The sequence below is a fragment of the Massilia genomosp. 1 genome (genome assembly GCF_011682185.1).
Lineage (GTDB): Bacteria > Pseudomonadota > Gammaproteobacteria > Burkholderiales > Burkholderiaceae_D > Telluria_A > Telluria_A rubra.
On sequence record NZ_WHJF01000002.1, the window covers coordinates 66,949 to 92,980 of the forward strand.

The following is a 26,032-nucleotide window of genomic DNA, read 5'->3' on the forward strand; positions in this document are numbered from 1 at the left end:
TTCCCGGCAACCCGCTTATCATTGGCCGCTCTATCGGGTTGTTACAATTTCGATATCAGGGACGGCAAAATCCCGCCTGCTGCGGCCAAGCATGTATGATGCGCGGGCCGAACCACTTAATATAGTACGACGAGAAAACCTATGACCAAAACCCTCATCATCGCCGAGAAGCCCTCCGTCGCGAACGATATCGCCAAGACGCTGGGCGGCTTCACCAAGCACGATGAGTACTTCGAATCGGACGAGTACGTCCTGTCGTCGGCCGTCGGCCACCTGCTGGAAATCGCGGTGCCGGAAGAGCACGACGTCAAGCGCGGCAAGTGGAGCTTTGCCCACCTGCCCATGATTCCGCCGTATTTCGCGCTCAACCCGATCGCCAAGACCGAGGCCCGCCTCAAGGTCTTGAACAAGCTGATCAAGCGCAAGGATGTCACCCAACTCATCAACGCATGCGATGCCGGGCGCGAAGGCGAGCTGATTTTCCGCCTGATCGCGCAAAACGCCAAGGCCAAGCAGCCGATCAAGCGCCTGTGGCTGCAATCGATGACGCCGGGCGCGATCCGCGACGGCTTCACGCAACTGCGCAGCGATGAAGAAATGCTGCCGCTGGCCGACGCCGCGCGCTGCCGCTCCGAAGCGGACTGGCTGATCGGCATCAACGGCACCCGCGCCATGACCGCCTTCAACTCGAAGGAAGGCGGCTTTTACCTGACCACCGTGGGCCGGGTGCAAACGCCGACCCTGTCGATCGTGGTCGAGCGCGAAGACAAGATCAAGAAATTCATCTCGCGCGACTACTGGGAAGTGCGCGCCGAGTTCGTGTGCGCCGCCGGTATCTACGAAGGGCGCTGGCTCGACCAGGCCTTCAAGAAGGACGAGAACGACCCCGAGAAGCGCTCCGAGCGCCTGTGGAGCCGCGCGGCCGCCGACAGCATCGCGATGGCCTGCAAGGGCCGCCAGGGCAATGTAACGGAAGAATCGAAGCCGACCACCTCGATGGCGCCGGCCTTGTTCGACCTGACCAGCCTGCAGCGCGAAGCGAACGGCCGGTTCGGCTTTTCGGCCAAGAACACGCTCGGACTGGCCCAGGCGCTGTACGAAAAGCACAAGGTATTGACCTACCCGCGTACCGACTCGCGCCATCTGCCGGAAGACTACATCAACACCGTCAAGGACACCATGGTGAGCCTGGCGGAGAACAATAACTATCACCAGTTCGCCAAGCAGATCAGCGACAAGGGCTGGGTCAAGCCGAACAAGCGCATTTTCGACAACACCAAGATCTCGGATCACTTCGCGATCATTCCGACCACCCTGGCGCCGAAGAATTTATCGGAGCCGGAACAGAAACTGTACGACCTGGTGACGCGCCGCTTCATGGCCGTGTTCTTCCCGCCTGCCGAATTCCAGGTCACCACCCGCTTTACCGAAGTGTCCGGCCACCAGTTCAAAACTGAAGGCAAGGTCATGACCAATCCGGGCTGGCTGGCGATCTACGGCAAGGAAGCCTCGACCGACAGCGACAAGGACGACAACACCGGCGGCAACCTGGTGCCGGTAGCCAAGGGCGAAAAAGTGCAGACCGAAAAAGTCAGCCCGAATGCCCTGGTCACCAAGCCGCCCGCGCGCTACTCGGAAGCGACCTTGCTGTCGGCCATGGAAGGCGCCGGCAAGCTGATCGACGACGACGAACTGCGCGACGCCATGGCCGGCAAGGGCCTGGGCACGCCAGCGACGCGCGCGGCCATTATCGAAGGCTTGCTGGGCGAGCGCTACCTGTTGCGCGAAGGGCGAGAACTGATTCCGACGGCCAAGGCATCCCAGCTGATGACCTTGTTGCGCGGCCTCGGCGTGAACGAGCTGACCGCGCCCGAACTGACCGGCGAATGGGAATACAAGCTGTCGCAAATGGAGAAGGGCAAGATTTCGCGTGACGAGTTCATGCGTGAAATTGCCCAGATGACGCAAATCATCGTCAAGCGCGCCAAGGAATACAACAACGATACGATTCCGGGTGACTACGCGACCCTGCACACGCCGTGCCCGAACTGCGGCGGCGTGGTCAAGGAAAACTACCGTCGTTTCGCCTGCACCAAATGCGAATTCAACATGAGCAAGACGCCTGGCAGCCGCCAGTTCGAGATTGCCGAAGTTGAAGAGTTGCTGGAAAAACGCACGATCGGCCCGATGCAGGGATTCCGCTCGAAAATGGGGCGTCCGTTTGCCGCCATTTTGCGCATCGTGCGCGATGAAGACATCAAAAATTGCAAGCTTGAATTTGATTTCGGCCAGAACGATGACGGTGGCGAAGATGGCGAAGGCGTCGACTTCACCGGCCAGACCGCGCTCGGACCGTGCCCGAAATGCGCCGGCGGCGTGTTCGAGATGGGCCTGGCGTATGTGTGCGAGCACAGCGTGGCCAAGCCGAAGACTTGCGACTTCCGCAGCGGCCGCATCATCTTGCAGCAAGAAATTTTGCCGGAACAAATGGTCAAGCTGCTCAACGACGGCAAGACCGATCTGATGCCGGGTTTTGTGTCGCAGCGCACGCGGCGTCCGTTCAAGGCGTTTTTGGTCAAGGGCAAGGATGGCAAGATCAGCTTCGAGTTCGAGGAACGCAAGGCCAAAGCGCCGGCCAAAGGCAAGGCTGCGGCGGTAGCCGACCCGGAAGGTGGCGACGAAGCGGCGCCGGCCACGGCGAAAAAAGCCGCGCCGGCCAAGAAGGCGGCGGCAAAAAAAGCGCCTGCCAAGAAGGCGGCCGCCAAAAAACCGGCGGCCAAAAAAGCCGCCGTCAAGAAAGTGGTCGCGGAAGAATAATCCGCCGCACCCCACCCGGTGTCAGGTCTGACATTCGGACACGGGCCCTGCTGTAGAAACCGCATCGCGGCTTTTGCAGCAGGGCCCGTTTGCATTTTCCGCACCGGGGCCCCATTGCAGGAACTGCCATGAACATCGATCGCCTGAGCGCTCGCCACATCAATCCGCCCGCCGCCCGGACGGCGATCGAGCAGGTCGAAGCGCAACTGGGCATGCGCTTGCCCGATGCGTATCGGGAGCTGCTTGCGTGTGCGAACGGTATGCGGTTCGACAATGGCCTGGTGGTGTATCCGGTCGAAGAATTATTCGAACGCAATGAGACCATTGAAATCGAACAATACGCGCCAGGCTATCTTGCCATTGGCGACGACAGCGGGGGACGAGCGCTCGTGCTGGCATTGGCCTCTGGCGAGGTATGCCTGGTCGATATGGGAAGCATGGATCCCGACGACATGGAGCCAGTCGGTTCGTCTTTGCCGTCGTGGGTGGCCGGCGGATGCGGCTTGCGCGTTGACTGATCTGTAGTGATCGCTGTGACGACGTGGCATCGATCTTGGCGGATACGACGTCGAATACAATAAGCCAATCGATCATCCGACCCACCACGCATCGTGAACAATCACGCACACGCGCTGTTGGAAGAGCTTGACCTGTTCTGCGTCGACGTGTACCCCCCCCTGACCGGGAAGCGTGCAATGGCGCTTGATCTGCGCCTTCTCGAGCGCTGGCTAACCGGATGGAGCCTGGCGCGCGGACTGCCGCCGCCACGGCATCACGGCGGTGGCTTGGTGGTCGATGTCGGATGGCCCGATCAACTGCGCCGTCATGTCTTCGTCGACGCCGGGTGCGCACTGCGCGAATGCGCAGCGCAGATCCACGCGCCCTGCGTTTACCTGAAAGCTGCGGTCGATCCCGACCGGCTGCGGCTTGCGCTTCCCGCGCACTGGCAGATCGAAGCTGCGCGCTATCTCATGGCGCATCGAACGGCGATGCGCGCCCCTGGCGCGCTACCTGCGGGCTACCAAGCCAGCATCGGTAAGGAACACGGCGCCTGCGTGATCCGCGTGGTGGATGCGGCGGGGCAGACGGCCGCGATCGGGCGCGTGGTGGTGCATGGCACAACCGCGGTGTTCGACCGCATCGAAACCTTCGCCCCGCATCAACGCCAAGGCCTCGGCAGTGCATTGATGGCGGCGCTGGACGCGCTGGCGCAACAGGGCGGCGTGTCCGAGCGCCTGCTGGTCGCAACCGAGGCGGGACGCTCGCTCTACCTGGCCCTGGGATGGCGCGTGCTGGCGCCGTATTCCACGGCCGTACTGGCCACGCGCTAGCGCGGCTGGCGGCTACTTCGCGTTGGCCATTCCTTTCAACAAAGCCGCATGAAACGCGTCCGGGTCCTGCATCTGCGGCGCGTGACCGGGCTTCGCGAACGACACCAGGGTCGCCTTTGGTATGTTTTGCGCGGCCTGCTTCATCAGCACCCGGTAGTTCCCCAGCCTTGGGCGCAGTTCCGGTGGGGCCAGGACCTTGCCGATGGCGGTATTGTCATACTCGCCGATCAGCAGCAGGGTCGGCATCTTCAATAGCGGAAATTCATGCACGACCGGCTGCGTGTAGATCATGTCGTATATCAGCGCCGAATTCCACGCCACGATCTGCTTGCTCGGACCGCGGTTCATCCCGGCCAGCATCTGCACCCATTCGACATACTGGAACGGGCAGGCATCGGAAGACTTCCTTGGCGAGTGGCGAGTGGCGAGTTTAGCCCGCAACGCCATCGCGCGTCGGCGCGCTGCTGATTATGCCTTAGGGAGATTCGCCCGCAAACGACTGGCGCTCGCGCAGCATTGCCAGTTCGCGCGCCAGGTTATCGCGGGCGCGCTCCTTGTACAGGTCCGCGAAGTACGCATCCGGATACAGCGTGCCGGCGACAGCCTGCGCGTGGAAATGCGCCAGGATGCGTTCGCGCCCGGCCAGGTAATCGATCTCCTCGATATGCCGGTACTCGGCCCGCACCGAACGCGCATAGCCGTCGTAGACATCGGCGGCCTGGCCCAGGATGGCCAGGTCCACGCCCTGCATCACGTCTTGCAGCGCATGGCGCGACGCCAGCGGCGCCAGGTGCTCGGTGGCGCGGATCAGGCTCGCCACTTCAACCGCTACCGCACCGCCGTCCAGGCCTGAGGCGAGCCACAGCTGTGCGCTCTGTTCCTCGTTCGATCCGGCCCCGCTGCCGCCGCCATACACCGCGTCGTGGAACCAGAATGCCTTTTTCAGCACCGCCATCCGCGCCGCGCCGGCGCCGGCGTTGGCCGCCCACACCGTGATCTCGGTCAGCCCGTGCACCAGGTGATCGAGGTTGTGGTACGGCCGCGCGCCGGAGCCGTACGCGCTCTCGCCGGTCAGGCGCGCGAACCAGGCCGCGGCGTTGGCGTCGTCGACCGGCCACAGGCTGTCCCAGTCCTTGCGCAGCCAGTCCAGTATCCACGCCGCGTAGGCCGGCGCCGGCATGAACTGGCGTGTGGTCCAGTGCCAGCCGACCGGTCCCTGCAAGCCACGCACAAAACTCGAACTGACCGACCCCAGGTCGCGCGGCGGCATCACGAACAGCGTTTTCGCGCCGTGCAGCACATCGACGTTGGCTTGCTGGATCAGGTTTTCATAATCGAAGTCGGAGGTGTTGCGGATGCCGCGAATCAGGAAGTCGATGCCCAGCCGCTTGGCTGCGCGCGCCGTGTAGTCGCCGCGCACCAGCACCACGCTGACATTGGTCCACCCTTGCGCGGCCACGCTGCGTTCGACAATGTCCTTGCGCGAGGCGACGTCGAACTGCGGCTTTTTTAAGGGATTTTCGGAGATCAGCACAACGACTTCGTCGGCCAGCTCGCGCGCTTCGCCGATCACCCACAGGTGGCCATTGGTGATCGGGTCGAGCGTGCCGGAGAATGCGATTTTTTTCAAGGTTCAGCTCCACAGGTCGGTGTATCGGCGATGCAGTTGCAAGGTCAGGGTGCGCACCTCGTCCGGGGCGCCGTCGTTGCCGGCCACGTCGTCGGCATGCGCCAGGTAGTTGGCACGTGGCGGCTGCATGGCGATAATGCTGGCTACCTGTTCGGGCGTCCAGCCGGGATTGCGCAGGGCGATGCGCGCGGCGCGCGTGTCGTCGGACGCATCGATCACCAGCACCCGCGCCGCGGGCAGGGTCTGGTCGGTCGCCAGCGCCGATTCCCACACCACGTACGGCGTTTGCTGCCGGCCTGTTCAGGCTTCGGCCAGCGCCAGCACCGCCGGGCGCAGGAGGCGTTTGAGTTCCTCGTTGGCGGCCGGGTCGCGCGCGAAGATGTTGCGCAGGCTGCCGCGCGCCAGGCTGCCATCGGCCGCCATCGCCTGCGGGAAGGCGCGCGCAATGCGCAGCGTGGCAGGATGCGCCGGATCCTGATGTACCGTGCGCGCCAGCGCATCGGCGTCGATGCAGGGCACGCCCAGCGCGGCGAAAGCGCGCGCGAAGGTCGACTTGCCGCTGCCGATTCCGCCGGTCAGCATCAGTACCTTCGGGGGAGTTACGCTCATCGTATGCTCCGTTCGATTGTTTGGTTGCTCACCCAATATGACTAGGCTAGCGAAAGCGGCCGAGGAAAACAAGTATAATTTGGTCGTTCAACCAATTTAAGTGCCGCCAACGATGTCGAGAAAGCCCAATTCCGAGCAGCGCCGCGCGCAGATCGTACACGCCCTGCGCGATACGATGGCCGAACATGGCTACGAAAAGGCCACCGTCCAGCTGGTCGCGCGCCGTGCGGGCCTCACGCCCGGCCTGCTGCATTACCATTTTCACAGCAAAGGCGAGATCCTGCTGGCGCTGGTAAACGCGCTGGCGGCGGCCGCGCACGCGCGCTACCTGGTTTTTGCGCAGGACGCCGGAGACGCCGATGCGCGCCTGCGCGCCTACATCGAGGCGCGCCTCGGACTGGGCGAAGGGGCCGACGCCAGCGCCGTGGCGGCGTGGGTGGTGATCGGCGCGGAAGCGGTGCGCCAGCCCGAGGTGCGCCTGGCTTACCAGCAGGCGCTGGCGGCGGAGTCGATGCTGGCGCGGGAATTGCTGTCGGCCAGCCTGGCCGCGCACGGCAAGACCACGGCCAACGTCGCGGCGCTGGCGGCCGCCTTGCTGGCCATGATGGAAGGGAGCTTCCAGCTGGCCAGCGCCGCGCCGGCGTGCATGCCGATGGGGTATGCGGCGCCGCTGGCGACCGGCATGGTGCGCCGGTTTATCGATGCCGAGCCATCGGAGGCGGCATGAGCCTGGCCGGGTGCGTCGCCGGCCACCCGTTTCGCCTCCATTGCTTCAGCCGCGCGGACTTCTAGCGAATGTTTTTCGCACCGATCGATGCCAGCAGCGGCAGTGAGGCGCTCTTGAGCGCCTCGAGCGGCGCTCCCGCCGGGACGATGCCCAGGCCGGCATCGATGTTCTGCAAGACGCCGGCGCCCATGGCTGCCGTTGCGGGATGCGTGTCCAGGAAACGGCGCGCCTGGCCGATGCGGCCGCGCAGATCGACGCTTGCATCGATGCCGTCCATGCCAGTGCCGGGCAGATTGCGGCGCAAATCGGTATCGAGGGCGTGCGGCACCGTGGTCGTCAATCCCAGCAGCGACTCGAACAGTTCGAGTAACTTCAGGTAGTCGGTTTGGCGAATCGGTTCGCGTCCCTCGTCGGCTGCATACACCGCTTTTGCAGTCGCCAGCGCAGCGGCGAAGCCGGCCGAGGCGGGGGACGCCGGGGCTGCCGTCCCCGCCGGCGCTGCTGCCGCGCTGCGTTTGGTCTTATTGTATTGATACCATGCCACGGCTGCCGCGCCGATCATTACGCCAAAAAATGCAGTAGACATCAGATGAGCCTCATAGTGAATATGGTACAAGTTTGACAAAAAGTTAATGTCAATTATACATGGAGGCACATGGGCCGGCTCAAGGTTCGAGCTGGCTTATCCGCCAGGGGCGCGCCGCGGCCAGCGGCAAGACCACCTGCTCGCCGGTACGCCACGATCGCGCGGGCCACGCGATGGTGCGGCCCGCGTGCTGCGCAAGGTTGGCGGCAGCCACCACCCAGGCATCGCCCGCCCCCCTGGCGAAGACAAATTCGCTGGCGTGCGCGCCCTGGCGACGCGCATCGGGGCTGCCGTGCGCCAGCGCCAGCCAGTCCATTCCTGTCATCAGCCAGGCCTGGGCGCCGCGATCGTCTTCCAGGCGCAGCGCGCGCACCGGACCGGCATCGATGCGTCGCCACAGTTCGCGGTAGCTGCCGTCGATGCCGGTTTCTTCCACCGTATCGGCATCGGTGAAGCGCATGATGCCCGCATCGACCCCGGGGCCGAGGGCGGGGGAGGCGATCTCGGGGCGCCACTCGCAGCGCGCGCCGTCGACCACGGTGTTGCCGGCAAAACCACGCGAGTCGATGTGCCAGCGCGCCGACTGGAACCACAGCACCAGCGTGCTGGTGTCGCTGCTGCCGTCGGTGCGCCAGATGCCTTCGCGCCGCCACAGGCCGTGGTACGGGGCCGGCACCATCATGCGTGCGATCCGGCCAGCGGCAAGGCCAGGCGGAACGCTGCGCCCTGGTTCGGCGCGCTGTCGACATCGAGCGAGCCGTCGTGCGACTCGGCCAGCTGGCGTGCGATGTACAGGCCCAGTCCCAGGCCCTCGCGCACGTCCTTGGTGCCGGCCCGTTCGAACGGCGCGAAGATGCGCAGCTGGTCTTCCGGCGCGATGCCCACGCCCTGGTCGCGCACCACGATGCTCGCCATGCCGTCGCGTGCTTCCAGGCTGATTTTCACCGGCTTGCTGCCGCCGTAGCGCAGCGCGTTGGTGAGCAGGTTGATGATGATCTGTTCGACCCTGAATTCATCCCACACGCCCGCCACCGGTTCCGGCGCATGCAGTTCGATGGTGCCGCCGGCGGCCTCGGTGCGCTGCGACAGGTCGCTGACGATGCGCGCCAGCAGCGCCGAGAGCTCGGTTTCGGCCGGGCGGATCGACAGCTTGCCGCTGCGGATGCGCGAGACATCCACCATGTCGTTGATCAGGCGGATCATGCTCTGGATCTGGCGCCCGTCGCGCGCCACCATCTTGCGCATGTTATCTTCGCTGAAGGCGGCCATGTTGCCCTTGTCGAGCTGCATGCCGCGCAATTGCGTCTCCAAAAACAGGGTGTTGAGCGGCGTGCGCAGTTCGTGCGCGACCATCGACATGAAGTCGTCGCGCATCTTCACCGCCCGTTCCAGTTCGACCTGGGTGGCGCGCAGCTCGCGCCGGCCCTCTTCCAGTTCGGCCACCTGGCGCTTGACCTCGTTGCGCTGCTGGCACAGGGCCACGAACACGTTGACCTTGCTCTTGACGGCCGCGATGTCGAGCGGCTTGTAGAGGAAGTCGACGGCGCCCGTTTCATATCCCTTGAAGGCGTAATTGAGTTCGCGCCCGGCTGCGCTGACGAACACGATCGGCACGTTGCGCGTGCGTTCGGTGCCGCGCATCAGTTCCGCCAGTTCGATGCCGTCCATCCCCGGCATCATGACGTCGAGGATGGCCAGCGCGAAGTCGTGTTCGAGCAGCAGCGACAGCGCCGCCTCGCCCGAATTGGCCTGGTAGACGATGCGGTCGTCCTGTTCGATGATCTTGCTCAGCGCGAGCAGGTTCTCGGGCAGGTCGTCGACGATCAGGAGCTTGATTTTTTGTTGGTCGCTCTTCATTGGTTCTCCATCATCGCAATCATCAGCGCGCCGATCGCGTGTACGGGCAGTACGGCGTCGGGGGCGCGCAGCCGGATCGCGGCCAGGGGCATGGTGGCGATTTCGGCGTCTTCAGGGTCCTGCACCACGGTCAGGCCGCCGCAGGCGGCAATGCGCGCCATGCCGGCGGCGCCGTCGGCGCTGGCGCCGGTGAGCAAAATGCCGGCCAGGCGCTTGCCCCAGGCGTCGGCGGCCGACTCCATCAGGATGTCGATCGCAGGGCGCGAGAAGTGTACAGGGTCTTCCTGGCTCAGCGAAAAACTGAAGTCGCGTTCGACCGACAGGTGGTAGCCGGGCGGGGCGAAATAGACGGTGCCCGGCGCCACGCCCATCTTGTCGTCGGCCTGGCGCACCGGCATCGCCAGGCGCTGCTGGAAGACTTCGGCCAGGCGGCTGTCGCGGTCGTCCGGCAGGTGCAGCACCACCGTCACCGAAAAGCCGAAGTGTTTCGGCAGCGCCGGCAGAATGCGCAGCAGGGCGTCAATGCCGCCGGCCGACGCGCCGATCACCACCGCGTCGATGGTGCGCCCGGCCAGCAGCCCTGCGTTGACATTCGCATGGATGGCGCTCATGGCGCCACCTTGCGGAATACCCGCTCGGCCTTGACCAGCGGTTCGAACGCATCGGCGTGCGACGAGAAGTCGAGGCTCTCCTTGCTGCCCAGGCCCAGGAAGCCGCGGTGACACAGGGATTCGTGGAACAGGCCCAGGGCGCGATCCTGCAGCTTGCGGTTAAAGTAAATCATCACGTTGCGGCAGCTGATCAAATGGGTTTCGGAGAACACGCTGTCGGTCGCCAGGCTATGGTCGGCGAAGATGACGTTTTCCACCAGGCTACGGTCGAACAGGGCCCCGTCGTAGGCGGCCGTGTAGTAATCGGAAAACGCCGCGCGCCCGCCGGCCATCTGGTAGCTGGCGGTGTAGGCGCGCATGCGCTCAAGCGCGAACACGCCCTTGCGCGCCCGTTCGAGCGAATGCGGGTTGATGTCGGTGGCGTAGATGATGGAGCGCTCCAGCAGTCCTTCTTCCTTGAGCAAGATCGCCATCGAATAGATTTCTTCGCCGGTGCTGCAACCGGCGATCCAGACCTTCAGCGAGGCATAGGTGCGCAGATGCGGCACCACATGCTCGCGCAGGGCCTGGAAGTACGACGGGTCGCGGAACATCTCGCTGGTCGGAATGGTCAGGTACTGCAACAGCTGCATGAAGGCGTCCGGATCGTGCAGCACGCGCGACTGCAGTTCCGAGATGCTGGCGCAGTCCATCTGGTGCAGCGCATGATGCACGCGGCGCTTTTGCGAGGCGCCCGAGTAGTCGCGGAAGTCGTAGCTGTACTTCAGGTAAATCGCTTCCATCAGCAGGCGCAGCTCGATGGTGATGCTGTCCGGTGCATTCATCAGAGTCGCTCCATGCTCGGCAGCCAGACCCGCAACAGCGAGTACAGGCGGTCAAGGTCGATCGGCTTGGCCAGGTAGTCGGAGGCGCCGGCCTTCATGCACTGTTCCTGGTCGTCCTTCATGGCCTTGGCGGTGATGGCGATCACCGGCAGCTTGGCAAAGCGCGGGTCGGCGCGCAGGCGGCGGGTCGCTTCCAGGCCGTCCATGCCCGGCATCATCACGTCCATCAGCACCAGGTCGATGTCGGCAATCTGGTCGAGCCGTTCGAGCGCTTCGAAGCCGTTGCGGCCGACGTCGACGATGATGCCTTTCTGTTCCAGCGCGCTGGTGAGCGAGAAGATGTTGCGCACGTCATCGTCCACCAGCAGGATGCGGCGGCCGTCGAACACGCGGTCGCGGCTGCGCACGGTTTTCAGCATGCTCTGGCGCTCGACCGACATTTGCGATTCGACCTTGTGCAGGAACAGCGTGACTTCGTCGAGCAGGCGCTCGGGCGAACGCGCACCCTTGATGATGATCGAACGCGAATATTTAAGGAGTTCCGCTTCTTCGGCGCGCGTCAGGTTGCGCCCCGTGTAGACGATCACCGGCGGGAAAGAGACGATTTCTTCGGCCGCCATCTTGCGCAGCAGGTCATGGCCCTGCATGTCGGGCAGCTTCAGGTCGATGATCATGCAGTCGTAGACCGACGCGCGCAGCAGCGCCAGCGCTTCTTCGCCGGTGGCCACGGCGGTGATCTCGACATCGGCGTCGTCGATCAGGTGTACCACGCTCTCGCGCTGGCGCTCGTCGTCCTCGACCAGCAGCACGCGCTTCATCTTCTGCGTAAATTTCCCTTCCAGCGTCTGGAACACCTGTTTCAGGCGGTCGCGCGTGGCCGGCTTGATCACGTAGCCGATCGCGCCCAGCTGCATGGCCGCTTCGGCGCGGTCGTTGGCCGAGACGATATGCACCGGGATGTGGCGCGCGCGCGGATTGTCCTTGAGCTTTTGCAGCACGTCCAGGCCGGAGCCGTCGGGCAGGCCCAGGTCGAGCAGGATGGCGTCGGGCAGGAATTCGTCGGCCGCCTGCAGGCCGTCGGCGGCGCTGTGCGCGACCAGGCAGCGGTAGTGCAGCTCGTGCGCCAGGTCGAACAGGATGCGGGCGAAGGTGGCGTCGTCTTCGATCACCAGCACCCTGCGCCCGGCCGCCACGGCGTGGCCGCGGTCGTCGGCGAACACCGGCGCGCGCACCGCCGGCGCTGGCTCCGCCGCTGGCGAGAGCGAGGTGCGCGGCGCCGTCGTGGCGACCGTTTGCGGCAGGCCCGGGGTGCTGGCCGGCAGCGCGCCTGGCAACAGCAGGGTGAAGGTGCTGCCCTGGCCGGGCGAGCTGGCGATCACGATCGAGCCGCCCAGCAGGGCCGCCAGGTCGCGCGAGATCGACAGGCCCAGGCCCGTGCCGCCGTAGCGCCGGCTGGTGGTGCCGTCGGCCTGGCGGAAGGCTTCGAAGATGATCGCGTGCTGGTCGGCGGCGATGCCGATGCCCGAGTCGCGCACCACAAAGGCCAGCATGGCGTCGGGACGCGCTTCGATGGTCAGCGAAACCTCGCCGGTGTCGGTGAACTTGAGCGCGTTCGACAGCAGGTTCCTGAGAATCTGCTGCAGGCGCTGGGCGTCGCTGTGCAGGGTGAGCGGCGCGCCGGCCGCAACCTGCGACGTGAACGTCAGCCGCTTCTGGCCGGCCAGCGGCGCAAACGTGTGGCGCATGGCGTCGGCCAGGTCGGTCAGGGCGATATCTTCCGGCGTCAGTTCGAGCTTGCCCGCTTCGACCTTGGAGATGTCGAGGATATCGTTGATCAGGTTGAGCAGGTCGTTGCCGGCCGCGTAAATGGTATTGGCGAACTGGATCTGCTCCGGCTCCAGGTTGCCTTTGGGGTTTTCGGACAAGAGCTTGGACAGGATCAGGGAGCTGTTGAGCGGGGTGCGCAGTTCGTGCGACATATTCGCCAGGAACTCGGACTTGTATTTGCTGGCGCGCTGCAGGTCGAGCGCGCGCTCTTCGAGTTCGTGCTGGATCACGCCCAGGGCGCCGTTCTTTTCATCGAGCGCGTTGGCCTGTTCGGCCAGGCGCTCGTTGGTCTGTTCCAGTTCGGCCTTCTGGTTTTCGAGGATGGTCTGGGATTCTTCCAGCACGCGCGACTGCTCTTCGAGTTCCTCGTTGGCGGTGCGCAGTTCCTCCTGTTGCACCTGGAGTTCTTCGTTGAGCTGCTGGGTTTCGGCCAGCGCGTCGTGCAGGCGGCGGCGCGCCAGCGCCGCTTCGATGGCGCGGCCGATGTTCGGCGCGACCAGTTCCAGGAACTCCAGGTCGCGCTTGCGCGGCTCGTTGAGAAAGCCGAATTCGGCCACGCCATTGGGCGCGCCCTCGTTATCGAGCGGGATCAGGACCAGGTGGCGCGGGCTGCCGCTGCCGATGCCGGAGGTGACCTTCAGGTAATGGTCGGGCAGCGTGCCCATCACGATCGGGCGCCTGGACAGCAAGGTCTGGCCGACCAGGGTGTCGGCGCCGTTGTAGCGCACGTCGCGCTCGAGTTCTTCGCGGCTCATGCCGTATCCGGCGATGCGGCGCAGGCTGCCGTCTTCCTCGCGCGCGTACAGGGCGGCCACGGCCGCGCCGGTGTATTCCGACATGCAATCGAGCGCGGCGCGCCCGAGGCTCGGCAGGCTGTTGTGGCCGATGCTGCGTTCGGCCAGCTGGGTTTGCCCGCTGCGCTGCCAGGCCTGGCGTTCCAGCGCTTCGCCGTGGGTGCGGTGCTGGTCGATGGCGTCGCCGAACACCTCCGACAGGCGCATCAGCTCGCGCCGGCCGAAGTAGGCAAGCAGGCCCGACAGAAGGAGGCTGGCCAGCAGGTACAGGGCCACGCCCCAGCGGGTGACGCTCTGGGCGCTGTCGCTACGCTGCTTGAGCAGGCGCTGTTCGACCGCCAGGAACTCGTTGAAGGTGGTGCGGATTTCGTCGAAGGCGACCTTGCCGCGCCCGCTGCGCACCAGCGTAATGACGTCGCTGTTGGCGCGCCGCAGGGCGATCGCATTGTTGGCGTAGAGCTCCCACTGCTCTTGCATGGCCGCAATCTGGCGCAGGCGCGCGACCTGGGGCGGATTGTCCGACACCAGCTTGGTCAGCGCTTCCATGGTGGCGGCGGCTTTGCCTTTCGACAGCGTGTACGGGGCGAGGAAGGTTTCGTCGTTGCTCAGCAAATAGCCGCGCAAGCCCGATTCCTGGTCGACCGACAGCTTGGCCGCCTCGTTGGCGTGCCCGATCACCCTCTCGGTGTGTTCCACCATGCTCAGGACCGACAGCAGGTAAGAAATGACGGCGACAAAAATGAGCGCACTGCCGACGCCTATCGCCAGCGGCAACGCGACGTTGCGGGCGAGGATACGGCGAAAGCTGGTCTGGTCGATCGTTTTTGCGCTGGGCATGCTAGCTTCCACGGAAAAGGTGGAAGTTTATACGAAAAGAAATATTTGTCGCGCAAGATTCGGGGTGGACCTTGTACCTGTGTCAGGTGGCTGGCGCCGTTCAGGCACGATGTTCCTTAGTCCACTGGTTTGGCATCAGCTCTGTGCCTCACTTCGTCGCATGCCGTAAGAGCAAGCGGAATGGGAAAGTAGGGTGAGGCGGCTAAGGTATTTTTCCGAGACAGACGAAATCTGACGCGATTTCCTCCCACTCATCGCGGACTCTCTTGAATCTGGCAGTCCATATTTCATGGGCTCCGGGATCATTGATCATGTCGATGATCAGATATCCGTAGCGGCCACCGTCTGCATAGATCAAGTAACGATCGCTAAGTTGAGGTCGGTTACTCTTGAATTTTTTGTTCTTTGCGTAGATATTTTTCCATACTGCCAGATCGTCCACGAGGTTGACTGGAATCATATGAACGTGTCTGACATACCGGGACCCTGTATTAGCAATGTCTCTGCCAAAAACCAGGGTTTGCCGTCCGTCTGGATCGCTTTTCCATTTTTCGAAGGCGTCCACCAGCCGATCCAGGCTTACCCCCAAAGACGCGAATCGCTGATGAAGATCACTGGCGATGTGAATCTTCATGAGCCGATTCTCAGGGCGTCTATTTCGCGTGTTTCTTTTGTAACAGACGCTCCAGCGCCGCCTCCATCGAGAAACCGTTCTCGGCACTAAGCGCAAGATGGAATGTCAACTCTTCCGGCGTCAGGCATTCCTCCTCGGTGTCGGGTGGCGCAGCAGACTTGAGTCGCTCCGTAAAGATATTTTTGCTTGGCGCGATGCGCGGAGATGGCGATGCCGCCACAGGCGTACTCGGTTTTTTTTTCATCGTGGTCTTCATCGTGGTCTCGGGTGCAAAAGAGAGGAGGGATGTCGAGAGATAGTGTATCACCCGCAGTCTGCTGTTTTGGCCGCGCGCTATTGCTCCACCTCGATCATATTATCGCCCGGCTTGCGGTCGATCAGCTTGTTATCCGGATCGATTCCCGCCTTGTACGGTCGCGTGCCCACCACCATGCTCACGCTGACGGTATTGCGCTCGACCACGCGCCGTTCGCGCAGCAATGGCTTGCCATCCTTGTCGTCGACGCCGAACTCGATCACGTCTTTCAAGGGCACGTCGGTTTCATCGCCGAGCTTGCCGGCGCGCTGCTTGACGGCGCTGGCGCGCACCAGCACCTCGTACTTGCCGTCCGCGCGCCTGGTCGCGCTGGCGCTGATGGCGCGGTTTTCATACAGCACGATATGGTCGAACAGATCGTCGATCAGGTAGGCATGCTCGGGCGGGGTGGCGCGGCGCAAGGCGTCGGTCAGCGCCAGCACGCTCGGATACGGCGCGCCGTGGAAGGCGTGGCTGGTGAGCAGCTCGTGCAGCACGGCGTTGACCTTCGCTTCGCCCAGCACATCCTGCAGCAGGTACATGGCCAGCGCACCCTTGTGGTAATGGATGTAGCTCTGGTTTTCGTTCTGTGCCAGCGGCAACTCGTACTTGGTTTCGAGCGCCCGCCCGATCAGGTATTTGTCGAGGTTGTAGCGCAGGAAGCGGCGCATGCGTTCCGGGCCGGCGTGCTGCTTCATCACCATCAGGGCCGCGTACTCGGACAGGGTTTCGCTCAGCACCGTGGCGCCGCGCGTGTTCGACGGCACCAGCTGGTGTCCCCACCACTGGTGCGCCACTTCATGCGCGGCCACGTAGAAGGGGTAATCGATATCCTTGGGATGCTTGTCGTCGACCCGGGCGATGAAGCCGGCGCTCTCGGAAAACGGGATCGTGCCGGGAAACGACTGGGCGAACGCGGCGTAGCGCGGAAACTCGACCACGCGCAGCACCTTGTGCTGGTAGGGGCTGAAATGCTTCGAGTTGTATTCGAGCCCGGCCTTGACGCCGCGGATCATGCGCTCGACGTTGAAGTCGTGCCCTGGATGGTAAAACACATCGATCGTCACATCCTGCCAGCGGTCGTGCCGGACTTCGTAGCGGGCCGACTGGAAGGCGTAAAAGTTGAGGATCGGCTTGTCCATGCGGTAATGGAAGTAGCGCCGCCCGGCCGACATCCATTCCTTTTCCAGGGTGCCGGGAGCGATCGCGAGCTGGTCCGGGCTGGTGCTGATGACGGCGTTGAAATCGATCCAGTCGGCATCCTGGCCCAGGTAGTGGTTCGCCAGCCCGACCGGATCGAGCGGCGAGCGCAGCGGCGCGTGCGGCCCCAGGCCGTGGCGCTTGCGGTCGCGGTCGTTCTCGAGCTCGGCCGCCGCCTGGTAGCCGATGCGCGGCAGCTGGCTATTGTTGAAGAAGGTGCCGTTGCTGAGCACCGGCGTGTCCGATTCCAGGCCGAGGATGCCGCGCGCTTCGAACTCGACATCGAATTCGAGCGCCAGGCGCTGCCCCGGCAGCAATGGTGTGCTCAGCTGGTAGCCGTAAAAGCCGCGCTCGCGGTCGCTTACCAGCGCAGTGATTTTCTGGCCGAAGCGCACTTTCAGGCTGGACAGGCGGTCCTGGCTGAGGAACACCCGGTCGATCGGCCCCGTACTCTTGTTGTCGAGCTGGTAGACGCCGGTCACCGTCAGGCGCCGCTGTTCGGGCACGATCGCCACTTTCAGGTCGACCGCGCTGATGCGCGGCTGGGCCAGCGCCGCATATTTCTTGTAGCGCAGTTCGTACTGGGCGCGGCCCTGGTCTTTTTGCCAGGCGGTCTGGTAGTCGCCTTCGATGTGCAGGTTGTAGTAGAGGACCGCGCCGCTGCCGAGGAACAGCGCCAGGGCGGCGCCGAAGGTGGCCAGCACCGGCAGGCTCAGGTTGCGGCGCGCCAGCTGGATCCGGCTGCCCAGTTCGGCGTTGAAGCCGCGCGGCCAGAACACCAGCGAGGCCACCAGCAGCATCAGCGCCGCGCCGCCCCAGTACAGCTCGAACCAGCGTTCGCGCACCAGGAAGTGGCCGTAGCCGTTCATGTCGGAATACATGAAGGAGGGCGAGGTGCCGTACAGCAGCATCGGATGGTCGAGGCCGAGCGAGCCGAAGGTGATCGTGGCGAAGTAGTACAAGATCATGGCGAAGTAAGCCAGGTACTTCTGGTTGATCAGCACCTGCAGCGCGATCGCCAGCACCGCCACCAGCACGTATTGCGGCAGCTGGATCAGGAACAGGCTGTGCAGGTACAGGCCAACGTCGATGGCGAAGTAGCCGCGCAACAGCTGGATCAGCATGCCGGAAATCATCACCAGCACCAGCATCAGCACTTGCAGGCCGATCAGGGCGAACAGCTTGGAGAGCATCGGCAGCCAGCTCGGCAGCGGCAGGGCGTCGAGCATCTGGCCAACCCGCGCTTCGCGTTCGCGCCAGACCAGCTCGCCCGCGTAAAAGGTGGTGACGACCAGCATGAACAGCGAAAACGCGGCGCTGATCAGTTCCAGCACCTGGTAGGTGACGGGATAGGTGTTGGTGCCGTACATGGAGCCGAGGTTGATCGAGGCGCCGAACACGGCCAGCACGCCGGCCAGGGCGATCACCGCGAAATACACATCCTTGACCGATTCGCGAAAGTTGAGCCAGCTCGACTTGAGCAGCAACAGGGCCAGGCTGCGGCCCAGGAAGTCGGGCGTTTCCTGGGTCGCCGTGGCCACGCTGGACAGGCGCGGGGCGGCCTCGCCTTCCGCGCGCCCGGCCGGGCGGGCAGCGGCGCCGCCGATGAAGTGGAAGCGCCAGTAACCGAGCAGCAGCACCACCAGCGCGAAGCCGCACCACAGCGCGCGGTTGAGCAGGTACACGCCGTCGAAGGGAATCGCGCGGCTGTTGCGCTCGGCGATGGGCCAGTATTCGGTGATGCGGATCAGGGCGGTGGTGCCGAAGGGGTCGATCAGCGCGGCCAGGGTTTTGTAGTCGAGGTCGCGCGCCAGCGAGGGCGCCACGATGTAGCCGATCATCATCACCACGCTGGCCACGTACACCGGCAGCATGCGCCGCGTCAGCGCGGCCAGCACGAAGAAGATGGCGCCGAAGATGAAGATGTTGGGGAGCGTCAGGAACAGGTAGGGCCGCAGGTACATCCAGGCCCCGGACGGCCCCAGCCGGTCGGCTTCGATGCCGGGAATGTAGGTCCCCAGCCAGGCGCCCAGCACGATGCTCGAAAACACCACCGCCAGGGTCAGCGCGGCCCCGAAAAAGCGCCCGAACACGTAATCGTGCTTGGCGATCGGCGCGCTGAAGAAGAAATGGTGCATATCGTATTCGAAATCCTGCTGCACCGAGCGGCCCATCATGGCGGCCATCACGATCACGCCCAGGCAGCCGAGGAAGGCGACGGTCAGCGAGATCGAGCGCGGGGCGTTGATGAACAGGCGCCCGCCGAAGGTGATCTGGGCTTCCTTGAAGACCCCGCCGGCGGCGGCCATCCACAGCAGCGCCAGCGCGAAAAACATGCCGAAGTAGACCCAGGTCGAGAGCAGCTTGAGCCGCTGGCGCGCTTCGAACAGTGCGATTGCCAACATGGACGCCACCTTCAACAGTTGCTGGCCGCGACGTGGCGTCCGGCGATGGTGGCGAAGTAGACGTCGTCGAGATCGCCGGCGGCCGGCGCGAAGCCTTCGCCCGGATCTTGCTCGGAATACACGTGAATCAGGGTGCGGCCGGTCAGCAGGCGGGTCGAGATGACGGCGTGTTCTTGCTGGAAATGGGCCAGTTCGTGCTTGGCGACGAAGCGCGCCCAGATCTTGCCGTCGATATCGTCGATCAGCTTTTGCGGCTCGCCGCACAGCAGCACGTGGCCTTTGTTGATGATCGCCATGTTGGCGCACAGGTCGGACACGTCGGAGACGATGTGGGTCGAGAGCAAGACAGTCTTGTCGTCGCCGATGTCGGAGAGCAAGTTGTGGAAACGCACCCGTTCCTGCGGGTCGAGGCCGGCGGTCGGTTCATCGACGATGATCAGTTGCGGGTCGCCCAGCAGGGCCTGGGCGATGCCGAAGCGCTGGCGCATGCCGCCGGAAAACGTGCCGAGGCGCTGGTTGCGTACTTCGAACAGATTGGTTTGCTGCAACAGGCCATCGACCACTTCGCGGCGCCGGGTGCGTTGCGAGAGGCCCTTGAGGACGGCGAAATGGTCGAGCAGTTCGTAGGCCGTGACCTTGGGATACAGGCCGAAGTCCTGGGGCAGGTAGCCGAGCAGGCGGCGGATATCGTCCTTGTCGTCGAGCACGTCGAGGTCGCCGAAGAAGACCGAGCCGGCGTCGCATTCCTGCAGGGTGGCGAGGATGCGCATCAGGGTCGACTTGCCCGCCCCGTTCGGGCCGAGCAGGCCGAACATCCCGCTGGGGATGGTGAGGGTAACTTTATCCAAGGCAACTACGCCATTGGCGTAGGTCTTGGATAAATTCCTGATGCGTAATTCCATGCCTGACTCCTGATACGGTGCTGTGCGTACGTTCGGCGGGTAGCCGGGCGCACTTCTAGAGTTGCATTGTATAAAATTTGAGTGGACACGGGCCGCCTGTTGCGACGCGCGGCGTTTTGATGGGCTCAGATTGCACAATTGGGGGGGTGGGGATTGTCTGAGTAGGGGGGGTATTTAGGTAGCGACAACGCGCGCTTGCTTTTGCCGCCAATTTTAGAACCGTCTTTCCCGCCTGCGCGGGAAAGACGGTTTTGAGTGCGGTGGTGAGAAAGCCATTTTCGCTAACGTCACGAGGTTTGTTCCCGGTTCGCCGATCGCCACCTTCAGACCTTAACTCCGAAACAACACCTCCTCCCGGTTGAACCACCACCTGCACCACGCCAGCAGCGCTCCCGCGATCAGGGTGGTGGACAGCAAGATCGCCGAAAACATGCGGTAATCCATGGTCCCCTTGACCAGTTCCTTCATGGCCAGCGACACATTGGTCAGCGGCACCATCGACCAGAACCAGTTCAGCTCCACCCCCGGCATCATGGCTACCACGATCGGCACGATCAACAGCATCATCAGCGGCGAAATCATGCCCGACGCTTCCTTGTAACTCTTCGCGTAAATCGAAATCGACAGCAGGATCGAGGCAAAGATGGCCGCGGTCGGCACCAGCATCAGCGCCACCATCGCCAGGTCGCGCGCGCCGATCGCCCGCACCATCTGCGCCAGGCCGCCTTCGAGCGAGCCGCCGAACACGGCCAGCAGCAGCCCCATGCTGGCCACCATCAGCAGCGCCGACGTCAGCCCCACCGTAAACAGCACCAGGAACTTGGCCAGCACCAGCGCCGTGCGCGAAATGGGGGCCAGCAGCAAGGTTTCCAGGGTGCCGCGCTCCTTCTCGCCGGCGCCGAGGTCGATGGCCGGGTACATCGCCGCCATCAGGCACACCATCAGCAGGATGTAGGGCAGAAAACCGCCCACCAGCGCGCCCATCCGCTCGCGCGTGCCGGCGGTCGACAGTTCGTCGAGTTCGATCGGATTGAGCGCAAAGCGCAGCTCGGCCCGGCTCATGTTCATGGCCGACAGGGCTTGTTCGCGCAGCGCCCCGTTGTGCGCCTCGATCACCGCCGCCACCCGCTTGTGGGTCATGTCGAGCGCCACCGCGTTGTTGTAGTGCAAAGTGACACGGGCCTGGCGGTGCGCCGCCAAGGCATCCTCGAAACCGGAGGGTATCACGATGGCGAAGGTGATGCGGTCGGTGTCGATGGCGGCCTTGATCGCGCCTTCATTGGCCAGCGCCACCTCGCGCAAGCCTTTTTCGCGCTGGAAGCGCTCGCTCAAGCCCGGTGCATGCTCTTTGCCGAACATGGCGTAGCTCAGTTCCTTGTGCTGGGCTTTCTTGAAAATGGTCGACGACAGGTACGCCAGGCCGCCGAAAATCATCGGCATCGCGATGATCGGCAGCAGCAGGGTGAAGATGAAGGTCTTGCGGTCGCGCAGCAGTTCCAGCAATTCCTTGAAATACACGGTCCACATGGCTCAGCCTTCCTGGTTGACGATATGCACGAAGGCATCGTACAAATCGTGGCTGCCGCCCAGTTCGCGCAACTCGGCCACGCTGCCGTTGAAGGCGCTGCGGCCGTGGTTGATGATGCAGACCTTGTCGCACAGTTTTTCCACCTCGTGCAGGTGATGGGTGGAAAAGATCAGGGGAATGCGCAGCGCCTTGTAGCTGGCGATAAATTCGAGCAGCACACGGGCCGACATCACATCGAGCCCGGTGGTCGGTTCGTCCAGGATCACCACCTGCGGCTCGTGTACCACGGTGCGGGCGATCGCGCATTTCTGCTTCATGCCGGTCGACAGATCATCGGCGCGCTTGTGGGCGTAGGCGTGCATGTCGAGTTGCTCGAACAAGGCGTCGCAGCGCTTTTTGAGGCGCTCCGGGGCCATGCCGTGCAGGCGCCCGAAATACTCGACATTTTCGCGCGCGCTCAAGCGCCCGTACAAGCCGGTGCTGCCGGACAGGAAACCGACGCGCTGGCGCGCCCGGATCGGATCGGCCACGATGTCGATATCGTCGATGAAGGCGCTGCCGGCGTCGGGACGCAGGGCGGTCGAGAGGATGCGCAAGGTGGTGGTCTTGCCGGCCCCGTTCGGCCCCAACAGGCCCAGCACTTCGCCGGGGGCGCAGGAAAAACTGACATCGCGCACCGCATGGAACCAGCCATCGCTCTCGCGCACGTCGCGCTGGCGCGCGCGCCGCTCCTTGTGTACCGTCGCGGCGAAGCGCTTGGCCAGGTGTTTCACCTCGATCATCGGGTTCCTTCTCTCAAAGTGTGAGGGTAGCAGCACAAATTCACCGCCGCAAGCACGGCAGCCCGCCACAGCGGGTCGGAAATGTGGATAATGGGCCCATGGACAGTGCCATCAAAGAAAAAGTTCTTGCCGTCGCGAGCAGCGGGCGCAACGCGGCCGAGTGGACCGCATACTTCCGCGTCACCCTCGGCCTGTACTACCTGGCCGGGCTGATGACGTCCGAGACCATCGATTTCAAGAAAGTCGACAGGGACTTCAACCAGTTCATTTACCATACCATCGGCAAGGGCCACACGATTACCAGCGTGCTGCAGTTCATGAGCGGGGCGAAAGTGGTGCCGGTGGTGTCCTCGAGCCGGTTTATCGCCGCGTTCGGCGTGCATTGCCCGGACGTGCCGTCCGACACCATTCCGTTTTTGTTGCAGCTGAACCTGGGCGTGGCGAAAAACATTTCCGGGATCGATCCCGGCGGGCCGCTGCTCGACTGGATCGAGGCCCAGGCGGGCGAGGGCGCCCCGGCGGCCGGCGACCCGGCGGCCGGCGCCCCGGCGGCCGGCGCCCCGGCACTGCCGGAAGTCCTATAATGGTGTTTTATCGCCACCGGGGCAGCGCATGTCAGCACAACGATCCATCCATCCACTCGACCAGCTGATCGTCAGCATGGACAAGGCCCTGCGCGTGATCGCGGGCGTGGCTTCGGCATCGCGGCCGACCCCGGCGGCGCACGCGGACGACGGCCAGCTCGACGAGGCCGAACAGCGCCTCAGCGCCGGCCTGATGCGCGTCAACCACGTGGGCGAAGTGTGCGCGCAGGCGCTGTACAACTCGCAATCGCGCTTTGCCAAGACCGAGGAAATGCGCGCCCAGTTCGCCGAAGCGGGGCGCGAGGAAGAGGATCACCTGGCGTGGACCGCCCAGCGGCTGGCCGAGCTCGGTTCGCGCCCGAGTTTGCTCAATCCCTTGTGGTATGCGGGCGCGTACGCGCTCGGCACGGTGGCGGCGCAACTGGGCGACGCGCGCAGTCTGGGGTTCGTGGTCGAGACCGAGCGCCAGGTGGAGGCGCATCTGAACAGCCATCTCGACTTGCTGCCGGCGCAGGACGCCAAGTCGCGCGCGGTGGTGGAGCAGATGCGGATCGACGAAATCGCGCACGGGGCGGCCGCGCAGGCGCTGGGCGCGGTGGCGGTGCCGCCGCCGGTGCGCGGGCTGATGACAGCGATGGCGAAGGTGATGACGACGACCGCGTATTACGTTTGAGGCCAGCGGCGCACCATACCGCAATAATGAGCACCTTGCCCCGTCGTCCCCGCGCAGGCGGGGATCCAAGTTTGCTGATCCGCCGCTGGCATCGGCACGAACTTGGGTCCCCGCCTGCGCGGGGACGACGGCTAAACGGCTAAACGGCTAAACGGCTAAACGGCTCAGCCCTCGACAATCTCGAACGAATGCGTGATCTCGGCCATCTTGGCCAGCATGATCGACGCCGAGCAGTATTTGTCGTGCGACAGGCTCACCGCGCGCTCGACCGTCCCCGGCTTCAGGTTCTTCCCGGTCACGGTGAAGTGAAAATGAATCTTGGTAAACACCTTGGGATCGGTCTCGGCGCGCTCGGCCTTGAGCGTCACGTCGCAGCCGCGCACCTCTTCCCGGCCGCGCTTGAGGATCAACACCACGTCATACGCCGTGCATCCACCGGTCCCCAGCAACACCATTTCCATCGGTCGCGGCGCCAGGTTGTGGCCGCCGCCCTCGGGCGCGCCATCCATGCTGACCATGTGGCCGGACCCCGTTTGCGCCCGAAAACTCATGCCCGACGGGCCGTTCCAGCTGACTGTGACTTCCATTTCATTCTCCGATGAGTGCGTTCCCGGCCTATTGTAATGGAGCCGCGCCGGCCTTGCCCGCCAGCCCTACACCGACAGCACGTAGCGCTCGCTTTTCATGCGCCAGCTGGCGAACGCCACCGCGCCCAGCGCCGGCAGCATCGAACTCAAAAAGGTCAGCACGAAGGGCAGCACGCCCAGTTCCTGCCCCTTGGCCAGTTCGCGCAGCAGGGTCTGGTTCGACAGCATCGGCACCACATACATCCACATCGCCGTTTTCAATTCCAGCATCGACACCGCCAGGCCGGGCAGCATCGGGATCAGGGTCACCAGGCTGAGGATGCTCTGGGCTTCCTTGAACGAGCGCGCATTCATCGCCAGCGCAATATGCAGGCCGGCGGCCAGCAGCGACAGCGGCAGGGTGGCCAGGCACACCCACGCCAGCTGGGCCGAGGTGACGCGCCAGCTCATGCCGATTTCTTCCAGCGGCAGCCAGGACAGCACCGCGTGCGCCAGCGCCAGTTCCAGGGTGATGCCGATCACGGCCAGCGAACCGGCCGCCAGCCACTTGCCGGTGATCAGCGACCAGGGACTGGCCGGTTGCGCCATCAACACTTCGAGCGAGCGCCGCTCGCGTTCGCCGGCGGTGCTGTCGACCGCCGCCGACAAACCGCAAATGAACGCCGGGAAAAACAGGAAGCCGAGAATCGCGCCGATCAGCCCGGCCGAGCGCGCCGCCGTGCTGCCGGTGTCGTAGCGCTGCAGGCGAATCGGCGTCATGATGGCGGGCGAGACCCCGTGCGCCAGCAGGCGCGCGCTGCTGATGTTCGAACTGTAGTTTTGCAGCACTTCCTCGACATCGCGCTGGCGCTGGCTGTTGTCGCTGGCCGAGTCGTACCACAGCTCGATACTGGCCGGGCGCATGGCCCGGTAGTGTTCGCCGAACTCGGGATCGAGGCGCAGCAGCGCGACCACCTTGCGCGTGCGCAGCAGCGCGCCGATGGCGTCTTCATCCATCTCCCCGGCCTCTTGCACGGTGATGTTCTTTTGCTTGAGCTGCGCCATCAGGTTCGGTGCGCGCGCCGCGCCGATCACGGCCAGTTCCATGCCCTCGCGTTCGGACTGGGTGGCGCGCTTGATCTGCTGGTTCAGCATGTAGCCGAGCATCAGCGGGTACATCAAGGTGAACAGGGCCAGCAGGCCGAGCGCGCGCTTGTCGCGCAGCGTTTCCTTGAATTCCTTGAGAAAAACGATCAGGAAAGCCGGCTTCATGTCGAGATTCCTTCTTCGCCGACCAGGCTGACGAAGGCGTCTTCCAGGTTGCTGATGCCGGTGCGGCGGCACAGTTCCTGGGGCGAGCCCTGGGCCACCGTATGGCCTTTGGCGATGACGATCACGTCGTCGCACAGGTGCGTGACTTCCTGCATCACGTGGGTCGCCATGATCACGCAGCAACCTTCACGGCGCAGGGCGGCCAGCGCGGTGCGCAGGGCGCGCGTGCTCATCACGTCCAGGCCGCGGCTCGGTTCGTCGAGCAGCAGGTGGCGCGGTTGATGCAGCAGGGTGCGCGCCAGCGCCACCTTGATGCGCTGGCCCTGAGAAAACCCCTTGCCGCGCCGCTCCAGGATGTCGTGCATGACCAGCAGGTCGGCCACTTGGTCGATGCGGCGCTGGACCGCGGGCAGGGTCATGCCGTTCAGTTCGCCGAAATAGGCCAGGTATTCGCGCGTGCTGAGGCGCTCGTACAGGCCGAACTGGTCGGTGAGGAAGCCGATATCCTTGCGCACCGCCATCGGATCGACGGCCGGATCGATGCCGCCGATGCTGATGCTGCCCTGGTCGCGCTTGAGCAGGCCGACCAGCAGGCGCAACAGGGTGGTCTTGCCGGCGCCGTTCGGTCCCAGCAGGGCCGTGATCTGGCCGTCGGCGGCGGCGAAGCTGACCCCGCCCAGCGCTTGCAAGGCGCCGAATTGTTTTTTTACATCGTCTACAACAATCATCGTGGCCTCGGTG

22 protein-coding genes and 2 pseudogenes are annotated in these 26,032 nt (G+C 64.2%); 6 read left to right on the forward strand and 18 right to left on the reverse strand.

Annotated elements, in window-relative coordinates; genetic code table 11:
• Positions 1-141: 141 nt before the first annotated feature.
• From F1735_RS00995 to F1735_RS01005, 3 genes are all read left to right on the forward strand, one after another.
• Positions 142-2,817, forward strand: coding sequence for a DNA topoisomerase III (locus tag F1735_RS00995; protein ID WP_167235181.1), 2,676 nt, complete (start codon positions 142-144; stop codon positions 2,815-2,817).
• 128 nt (positions 2,818-2,945) lie between these two features.
• Positions 2,946-3,335 carry an SMI1/KNR4 family protein gene (locus F1735_RS01000; RefSeq protein ID WP_167235182.1) on the forward strand — a complete coding sequence of 130 codons (390 nt, stop codon included), beginning with the start codon at positions 2,946-2,948 and terminating at the stop codon, positions 3,333-3,335.
• Between the two features lie 93 nt (positions 3,336-3,428).
• On the forward strand, positions 3,429-4,148 hold the full coding sequence (locus F1735_RS01005; protein WP_373888447.1) for a GNAT family N-acetyltransferase: 720 nt from the start codon (positions 3,429-3,431) through the stop codon (positions 4,146-4,148).
• A gap of 12 nt (positions 4,149-4,160) precedes the next feature.
• Here the strand turns inward: F1735_RS01005 and F1735_RS01010 are convergent.
• The 3 genes and pseudogenes from F1735_RS01010 to coaE form a co-directional block, all read right to left on the reverse strand.
• A pseudogene (locus tag F1735_RS01010) lies at positions 4,161-4,526 on the reverse strand (alpha/beta fold hydrolase); the annotation flags it as partial.
• A 97-nt stretch (positions 4,527-4,623) separates the two neighbouring features.
• Positions 4,624-5,778 (reverse strand): pantetheine-phosphate adenylyltransferase, encoded by a 1,155-nt coding sequence (gene coaD / locus F1735_RS01015; RefSeq protein WP_167235183.1) that lies wholly within the window; start codon positions 5,776-5,778, stop codon positions 4,624-4,626.
• 3 nt (positions 5,779-5,781) lie between these two features.
• Positions 5,782-6,387, reverse strand: a pseudogene (gene coaE / locus F1735_RS36245) (dephospho-CoA kinase).
• Between the two features lie 112 nt (positions 6,388-6,499).
• On the opposite strand from coaE, the gene F1735_RS01030 reads away from it, so the two are divergent.
• Positions 6,500-7,114 carry a TetR/AcrR family transcriptional regulator gene (locus F1735_RS01030; protein ID WP_167235186.1) on the forward strand — a complete coding sequence of 205 codons (615 nt, stop codon included), beginning with the start codon at positions 6,500-6,502 and terminating at the stop codon, positions 7,112-7,114.
• Between the two features lie 61 nt (positions 7,115-7,175).
• Here the strand turns inward: F1735_RS01030 and F1735_RS01035 are convergent, their stop codons facing one another.
• The 12 genes from F1735_RS01035 to F1735_RS01090 all read right to left on the reverse strand — a co-directional run bounded on the left by F1735_RS01035 (position 7,176) and on the right by F1735_RS01090 (position 22,196).
• A complete protein-coding gene (locus F1735_RS01035) occupies positions 7,176-7,700 on the reverse strand; it encodes a hypothetical protein (protein WP_167235187.1) in 525 nt (174 codons plus the stop codon).
• A 79-nt stretch (positions 7,701-7,779) separates the two neighbouring features.
• On the reverse strand, positions 7,780-8,382 hold the full coding sequence (locus F1735_RS01040) for a hypothetical protein (RefSeq protein ID WP_167235188.1): 603 nt from the start codon (positions 8,380-8,382) through the stop codon (positions 7,780-7,782).
• The gene (locus F1735_RS01045; RefSeq protein WP_167235189.1) at positions 8,379-9,557 is read right to left on the reverse strand and encodes a hybrid sensor histidine kinase/response regulator; all 1,179 of its coding nucleotides are present in this window, start codon (positions 9,555-9,557) and stop codon (positions 8,379-8,381) included. The genes F1735_RS01040 and F1735_RS01045 overlap by 4 nt, the downstream gene beginning before the upstream one ends.
• Positions 9,554-10,168: a chemotaxis protein CheB gene (locus F1735_RS01050; protein WP_167235190.1), complete on the reverse strand. Its 615-nt coding sequence runs from the start codon at positions 10,166-10,168 to the stop codon at positions 9,554-9,556. The genes F1735_RS01045 and F1735_RS01050 overlap by 4 nt, the downstream gene beginning before the upstream one ends.
• Positions 10,165-10,992, reverse strand: coding sequence for a CheR family methyltransferase (locus F1735_RS01055; RefSeq protein ID WP_167235191.1), 828 nt, complete (start codon positions 10,990-10,992; stop codon positions 10,165-10,167). The genes F1735_RS01050 and F1735_RS01055 overlap by 4 nt, the downstream gene beginning before the upstream one ends.
• Complete coding sequence (locus F1735_RS01060) at positions 10,992-14,450, reverse strand: response regulator (protein WP_167235192.1); 3,459 nt, start codon at positions 14,448-14,450, stop codon at positions 10,992-10,994. The genes F1735_RS01055 and F1735_RS01060 overlap by 1 nt, the downstream gene beginning before the upstream one ends.
• 202 nt (positions 14,451-14,652) lie before the next feature.
• Positions 14,653-15,084 (reverse strand): hypothetical protein, encoded by a 432-nt coding sequence (locus F1735_RS01065; RefSeq protein ID WP_167235193.1) that lies wholly within the window; start codon positions 15,082-15,084, stop codon positions 14,653-14,655.
• Between the two features lie 19 nt (positions 15,085-15,103).
• Positions 15,104-15,340, reverse strand: a complete 237-nt coding sequence (locus F1735_RS01070) for a hypothetical protein (RefSeq protein ID WP_167235194.1) — start codon at positions 15,338-15,340, stop codon at positions 15,104-15,106.
• 77 nt (positions 15,341-15,417) lie between these two features.
• Positions 15,418-18,984 (reverse strand): ABC transporter permease/M1 family aminopeptidase, encoded by a 3,567-nt coding sequence (locus tag F1735_RS01075; RefSeq protein ID WP_167235195.1) that lies wholly within the window; start codon positions 18,982-18,984, stop codon positions 15,418-15,420.
• An 11-nt stretch (positions 18,985-18,995) separates the two neighbouring features.
• Positions 18,996-19,886 carry an ABC transporter ATP-binding protein gene (locus F1735_RS01080; protein ID WP_167235196.1) on the reverse strand — a complete coding sequence of 297 codons (891 nt, stop codon included), beginning with the start codon at positions 19,884-19,886 and terminating at the stop codon, positions 18,996-18,998.
• 330 nt (positions 19,887-20,216) lie between these two features.
• Positions 20,217-21,413 carry an ABC transporter permease gene (locus F1735_RS01085; RefSeq protein WP_167235197.1) on the reverse strand — a complete coding sequence of 399 codons (1,197 nt, stop codon included), beginning with the start codon at positions 21,411-21,413 and terminating at the stop codon, positions 20,217-20,219.
• Between the two features lie 3 nt (positions 21,414-21,416).
• Positions 21,417-22,196: an ABC transporter ATP-binding protein gene (locus F1735_RS01090; RefSeq protein WP_166893154.1), complete on the reverse strand. Its 780-nt coding sequence runs from the start codon at positions 22,194-22,196 to the stop codon at positions 21,417-21,419.
• A gap of 98 nt (positions 22,197-22,294) precedes the next feature.
• On the opposite strand from F1735_RS01090, the gene F1735_RS01095 reads away from it, so the two are divergent.
• Positions 22,295-22,780, forward strand: coding sequence for a hypothetical protein (locus tag F1735_RS01095; protein WP_229505576.1), 486 nt, complete (start codon positions 22,295-22,297; stop codon positions 22,778-22,780).
• 28 nt (positions 22,781-22,808) lie between these two features.
• Positions 22,809-23,453 carry a 2-polyprenyl-3-methyl-6-methoxy-1,4-benzoquinone monooxygenase gene (gene coq7, locus F1735_RS01100; RefSeq protein ID WP_167235198.1) on the forward strand — a complete coding sequence of 215 codons (645 nt, stop codon included), beginning with the start codon at positions 22,809-22,811 and terminating at the stop codon, positions 23,451-23,453.
• Positions 23,454-23,617: 164 nt separating this feature from the next.
• On the opposite strand, the gene F1735_RS01105 is transcribed toward coq7, so the two are convergent.
• From F1735_RS01105 to F1735_RS01115, 3 genes are all read right to left on the reverse strand, one after another.
• Positions 23,618-24,040 carry an OsmC family protein gene (locus F1735_RS01105; protein ID WP_167235199.1) on the reverse strand — a complete coding sequence of 141 codons (423 nt, stop codon included), beginning with the start codon at positions 24,038-24,040 and terminating at the stop codon, positions 23,618-23,620.
• 66 nt (positions 24,041-24,106) lie between these two features.
• On the reverse strand, positions 24,107-25,291 hold the full coding sequence (locus F1735_RS01110) for an ABC transporter permease (RefSeq protein WP_167235200.1): 1,185 nt from the start codon (positions 25,289-25,291) through the stop codon (positions 24,107-24,109).
• On the reverse strand, positions 25,288-26,019 hold the full coding sequence (locus tag F1735_RS01115; protein ID WP_167235201.1) for an ABC transporter ATP-binding protein: 732 nt from the start codon (positions 26,017-26,019) through the stop codon (positions 25,288-25,290). Before F1735_RS01115 ends, F1735_RS01110 begins: the two co-directional genes overlap by 4 nt.
• Positions 26,020-26,032 lie beyond the last annotated feature (13 nt).

Bases quoted from the DNA above. Each gene is read 5' to 3' on its own strand.
- F1735_RS01045 (WP_167235189.1), bottom strand. From the start codon at position 9,557: ATGAAGAGCGACCAACAAAAAATCAAGCTCCTGATCGTCGACGACCTG.
- F1735_RS01055 (WP_167235191.1), bottom strand. From the start codon at position 10,992: ATGAATGCACCGGACAGCATCACCATCGAGCTGCGCCTGCTGATGGAA.
- F1735_RS01030 (WP_167235186.1), top strand. From the start codon at position 6,500: ATGTCGAGAAAGCCCAATTCCGAGCAGCGCCGCGCGCAGATCGTACAC.
- F1735_RS01000 (WP_167235182.1), top strand. From the start codon at position 2,946: ATGAACATCGATCGCCTGAGCGCTCGCCACATCAATCCGCCCGCCGCC.
- F1735_RS01070 (WP_167235194.1), bottom strand. From the start codon at position 15,340: ATGAAGACCACGATGAAAAAAAAACCGAGTACGCCTGTGGCGGCATCG.
- F1735_RS01115 (WP_167235201.1), bottom strand. From the start codon at position 26,019: ATGATTGTTGTAGACGATGTAAAAAAACAATTCGGCGCCTTGCAAGCG.
- F1735_RS01105 (WP_167235199.1), bottom strand. From the start codon at position 24,040: ATGGAAGTCACAGTCAGCTGGAACGGCCCGTCGGGCATGAGTTTTCGG.
- F1735_RS01065 (WP_167235193.1), bottom strand. From the start codon at position 15,084: ATGAAGATTCACATCGCCAGTGATCTTCATCAGCGATTCGCGTCTTTG.
- F1735_RS01075 (WP_167235195.1), bottom strand. From the start codon at position 18,984: ATGTTGGCAATCGCACTGTTCGAAGCGCGCCAGCGGCTCAAGCTGCTC.
- F1735_RS01050 (WP_167235190.1), bottom strand. From the start codon at position 10,168: ATGAGCGCCATCCATGCGAATGTCAACGCAGGGCTGCTGGCCGGGCGC.
- F1735_RS01060 (WP_167235192.1), bottom strand. From the start codon at position 14,450: ATGCCCAGCGCAAAAACGATCGACCAGACCAGCTTTCGCCGTATCCTC.
- F1735_RS01080 (WP_167235196.1), bottom strand. From the start codon at position 19,886: ATGGAATTACGCATCAGGAATTTATCCAAGACCTACGCCAATGGCGTA.
- F1735_RS01040 (WP_167235188.1), bottom strand. From the start codon at position 8,382: ATGATGGTGCCGGCCCCGTACCACGGCCTGTGGCGGCGCGAAGGCATC.
- F1735_RS01035 (WP_167235187.1), bottom strand. From the start codon at position 7,700: ATGTCTACTGCATTTTTTGGCGTAATGATCGGCGCGGCAGCCGTGGCA.
- F1735_RS01095 (WP_229505576.1), top strand. From the start codon at position 22,295: ATGGACAGTGCCATCAAAGAAAAAGTTCTTGCCGTCGCGAGCAGCGGG.
- F1735_RS01110 (WP_167235200.1), bottom strand. From the start codon at position 25,291: ATGAAGCCGGCTTTCCTGATCGTTTTTCTCAAGGAATTCAAGGAAACG.
- F1735_RS01085 (WP_167235197.1), bottom strand. From the start codon at position 21,413: ATGTGGACCGTGTATTTCAAGGAATTGCTGGAACTGCTGCGCGACCGC.
- F1735_RS00995 (WP_167235181.1), top strand. From the start codon at position 142: ATGACCAAAACCCTCATCATCGCCGAGAAGCCCTCCGTCGCGAACGAT.
- F1735_RS01090 (WP_166893154.1), bottom strand. From the start codon at position 22,196: ATGATCGAGGTGAAACACCTGGCCAAGCGCTTCGCCGCGACGGTACAC.
- coq7 (WP_167235198.1), top strand. From the start codon at position 22,809: ATGTCAGCACAACGATCCATCCATCCACTCGACCAGCTGATCGTCAGC.